The organism is Planomonospora corallina (assembly GCF_042650625.1).
Classification (GTDB): domain Bacteria; phylum Actinomycetota; class Actinomycetes; order Streptosporangiales; family Streptosporangiaceae; genus Planomonospora_B; species Planomonospora_B corallina.
Window position 1 is genome coordinate 770786 of record NZ_JBHSBM010000017.1, and the last position, 3493, is coordinate 774278.

Below are 3493 nucleotides of genomic sequence, written 5' to 3' on the forward strand. Positions count from 1 at the left end.
CCCGCCCGGCGTGCGCGCCTGAGCGTCCGGGCGCGGGTCACCGCGCCCGGGAACGGCCGCCCACCGGGCGGCCGTTTTTCGTTTCTGATCGAATCACCGGCGCCTCATGCACATAAGTGCAAGGAATCGTCGTTGTTTGTCCATGGTCGGCGGTACGGGATCACGGCAGGGTGAGCCGGTACCGAACGGGAGCCGAAACCCGCGTGGCCTGGAAGGAAACGACGATGGGCAAGCTGAGCAGGAAGGGCGCCGCCGCCGCGCTGATCGTTGCGTCGCTGGCCGCCGCGTGCGGCGGCGAGGACGCCGGGAGCGCCGGAACCCCCGAGAGGGCCGCGGCGTCCGGGCCGGTGACGCTGGAGTTCTGGGGCTGGGCGCCCGGCTACGACAAGTCCGTGGAGCTGTGGAACGCGAGCCACCCGGACGTCAAGGTGGTCTTCAACACCGTCCCGTCGGGCGGCAAGGGCGGCTACCAGAAGATGTTCTCCGCGGTGAAGGCGGGCAACGCGCCGTGCCTGGCACAGGTGGGCTTCGAGTCCGTGCCGACCTTCCTGTCCGAGGGCGCCCTCGAGGACGTCTCCGCCCACGCCGCGGGCGCCGAGGGGAAGTTCTCCGACTTCTCCTGGAACCAGGTCGTCTACGGCGGGAAGGTCGTCGGCATCCCGGTCGACGTCGGCCCGCAGGCGCTGTTCTACCGCACCGACGTCTTCGAGAAGTTCGAGATCGACGTCCCGGCGACGTGGGACGAGTACCGGGCGGCCGCGGAGAAGCTGCACAGGGCCGACCCGTCCTACCGCATCGCGAACCTGTCCACCGAGAGCTACTGGTTCGCCGGCCTCGTCAGCCAGGCGGGCGGCACGTGGTTCGACATCCAGGGCGACTCCTGGAAGGTCGGCATCGACGGCGAGGCGAGCCGGAAGGTCGCCGCCTACTGGCAGGACCTCGCGGACCGCGACCTGGTCGCCACCGACGCGCCCTGGAGCCCCGAGTGGTTCAAGGGCCTGGCCTCGGGCAAGACGGCCACCGTGCCCGGCGCGGTCTGGATGACCGGGATCCTCGCCGAGAACGCCAAGGACAGCAAGGGCAAGTGGGCCGTCGCCCCGATGCCGCAGTGGCAGGCGGGCGGAGCCTCCTTCGGCAACGAGGGCGGCTCGACCACGGCCGTGCTCAAGGGCTGCGAGCACCCCCGCGAGGCCACCGAGTTCGCCACCTGGATGAGCACCGACCCGGCCAGCCTGGCCAACCTGATCACGGTCACCGGCATCTACCCGGCCGCCACGGCGGGCCTGGAACTGCCCGAGGCCAACCAGGAGGTCGAGTTCTTCGGCGGCCAGAAGATCTACGACGTCTTCAAGGCGGCCGCCGCCGCCACCGACCCGGGCTGGAAGTGGGGCCCGATCATGACCCAGACCGACGCCACCTTCCAGGACGCCTTCGGCAAGGCACTCCAGGGCGACGGCACCCTGGCCGAGGCCCTGGCGGCGGTGCAGCGGAAGGTCGTCGCCGACTTCACCGCCAAGGGCCTGTCGGTCGCCGCGGGCTGACGGGGCTGACGGGGCTGATGGAAGCCGGCAGGGCTGACGGGGCCCGGCAGGGCTGACGGGGTTGACCGGCCCGCCCGCGGCCTCCGCCCCGCGGACGGGGGCGCGGGGGCCGCGGGCGGCGCCTGCGAGAAGAGGCAGGGGAACCGGGGAGCCGGGGAATCCGAGGAATCCGAGGAATCATGGTGATGACCGCACAGACGGCGGAGCGGGAGACCGCGCGCGCACGGCCGGCGCCGGCGCGGAGGAGACGAGGGCCGGGCCGGGCGCGCGGCCGGGCGGCACTGGTGCTGCTGGCCCCCTTCGGGCTGCTGTTCACCTGGGTGTTCGCCGCCCCGATCGGGTACGCGCTGCACCAGAGCCTGTTCACGGTCAGGCGCTCCGGGCTCGGCCTGGAGGCGCCGGTCCGGGTCTTCGCCGGGGCGGGGAACTACCTGCGGGCGCTGACCGACGAGGCCGTGCTCGCCGGCGTCGGCCGGGTGCTGCTCTTCGGCGCCGTCCAGGTGCCCGTCATGCTCGGCCTGGCGCTGCTGCTGGCGCTGCTGCTGGACGGCGCGTCGGCCCGGTTCAAGCGGTTCTTCCGGCTGGCGTTCTTCCTGCCGTACGCGATCCCCGGCGTGGTCGCCGCGATCCTGTGGGCCTACCTCTACCTGCCGTCGTTCAGCCCGCTGCACTCGCTGACGGGCGTCGACTTCCTGTCGTCCGGTTCGGTGCTGTGGTCGACGGCCAACGTGGTGACCTGGTCCTGGACCGGCTACAACATGATCGTCATCTTCACCGCGCTGCAGGCCGTACCGAGGGAGCTGTACGAGGCGGCGGCCATGGACGGCGCGGGCGCGCTGCGGATCGCGCTGCGCGTCAAGATCCCGCTGGTCCGGCCGGCGCTCGTGCTGACCGGGGTGTTCTCCATCATCGGCACCCTGCAGCTGTTCAACGAGCCGACGGTGATGCGGGCCATCACCCGGAGCGTGACCAGCGACTACACCCCGGCGATGGCGGCCTACCAGGCGGCCTTCGGCGCGGGCGACTACAACTACGCCGCGGCGATCGCGGTCGTGCTGGCCCTGACGACCTGTGTGCTGTCCTACCTGTTCCTCACCCTCGGGAGGTCCGCTCGATGAAGCGCCCCGGTGTCCCCGGGCAGGTGTTGGTCACCGGCGGCCTGTTCGTCGTCGCGGCCTACTTCCTGCTCCCCGCCTGGTGGCTGATCGTCGCCGCTACCAAGAGCAGTTCCGACCTGTTCTCCAGTCCCGGCTTCTGGTTCGCGGAGCGGTTCTCGCTCGGCGAGAACGCCGGCCAGGTCTTCGCCTGGCAGGACGGCGTGTTCGCCCGCTGGCTGCTCAACAGCCTGCTGTACGCCGGGGGCGGGGCCCTGGCCGGCACCGTGCTGGCCGCGATGGCGGGGTTCGCCCTGGCCAAGTACGGCTTCCGCGGCCGGGAGGCCGTCTTCGCGGTCGTCGTGGCGGCCGTGCTGATCCCCGCGCCGCTGCTGGCGCTCCCGCAGTACCTGCTCACCTCCGCCGCCGAGCTGGACGACACGTTCTGGTCGGTCTTCCTGCCGAGCGTGGTCAGCCCGTTCGGCGTCTATCTGGCCCGGATCTACGCCGCCGCCTCCGTTCCGGACGAGCTGCTCGACGCGGCCAGGGTGGACGGCTCCGGCGAGCTGCGCGCCTTCTGGACGGTCGGGCTCCGGCTGATGCGCCCCGCCCTGGTGACGATCTTCCTGTTCCAGTTCGTCGCGATCTGGAACAACTTCTTCCTGCCGCTGGTCATGCTCGCCGACGACGAGCTGTGGCCGGTGACGCTCGGGCTGTTCTTCTGGAACGGCCAGCAGAACCACACGTTCTTCAACCTCACCGTCACCGGCTCGCTGATCTCGGTGGTCCCGCTGGTGGTGGCCTTCGCACTGGTGCAGCGGCACTGGCGGGCGGGCCTGGCGGGCGGGGGGGGCAAGA

The 3493-nt window shown here is 71.5% G+C and carries 4 protein-coding genes (1 of these 4 only partly in view); all 4 read left to right on the plus strand.

Features of this window, described 5'->3' with window-relative positions:
- On the plus strand, positions 1-22 hold the 3' portion of the coding sequence (trpA, locus tag ACFOWE_RS16665) for a tryptophan synthase subunit alpha (protein ID WP_377288637.1). It extends 776 nt beyond the left edge of the window; the window shows 22 of its 798 coding nt (coding positions 777-798); the start codon falls outside the window, past its left edge; it ends in the stop codon at positions 20-22.
- Between the two features lie 202 nt (positions 23-224).
- Positions 225-1541: an ABC transporter substrate-binding protein gene (locus ACFOWE_RS16670; RefSeq protein WP_377288639.1), complete on the plus strand. Its 1317-nt coding sequence runs from the start codon at positions 225-227 to the stop codon at positions 1539-1541.
- 185 nt (positions 1542-1726) lie between these two features.
- Positions 1727-2659: a carbohydrate ABC transporter permease gene (locus ACFOWE_RS16675; protein WP_377288641.1), complete on the plus strand. Its 933-nt coding sequence runs from the start codon at positions 1727-1729 to the stop codon at positions 2657-2659.
- Positions 2656-3493 (plus strand): carbohydrate ABC transporter permease (locus tag ACFOWE_RS16680; protein WP_377288643.1); only part of this gene is annotated, 838 nt, incomplete at its 3' end. The genes ACFOWE_RS16675 and ACFOWE_RS16680, both read left to right, overlap by 4 nt.

Coding starts and splice junctions, on each gene's coding strand:
- ACFOWE_RS16675 (WP_377288641.1), top strand. CDS start 1,727: ATGACCGCACAGACGGCGGAGCGGGAGACCGCGCGCGCACGGCCGGCG.
- ACFOWE_RS16670 (WP_377288639.1), top strand. CDS start 225: ATGGGCAAGCTGAGCAGGAAGGGCGCCGCCGCCGCGCTGATCGTTGCG.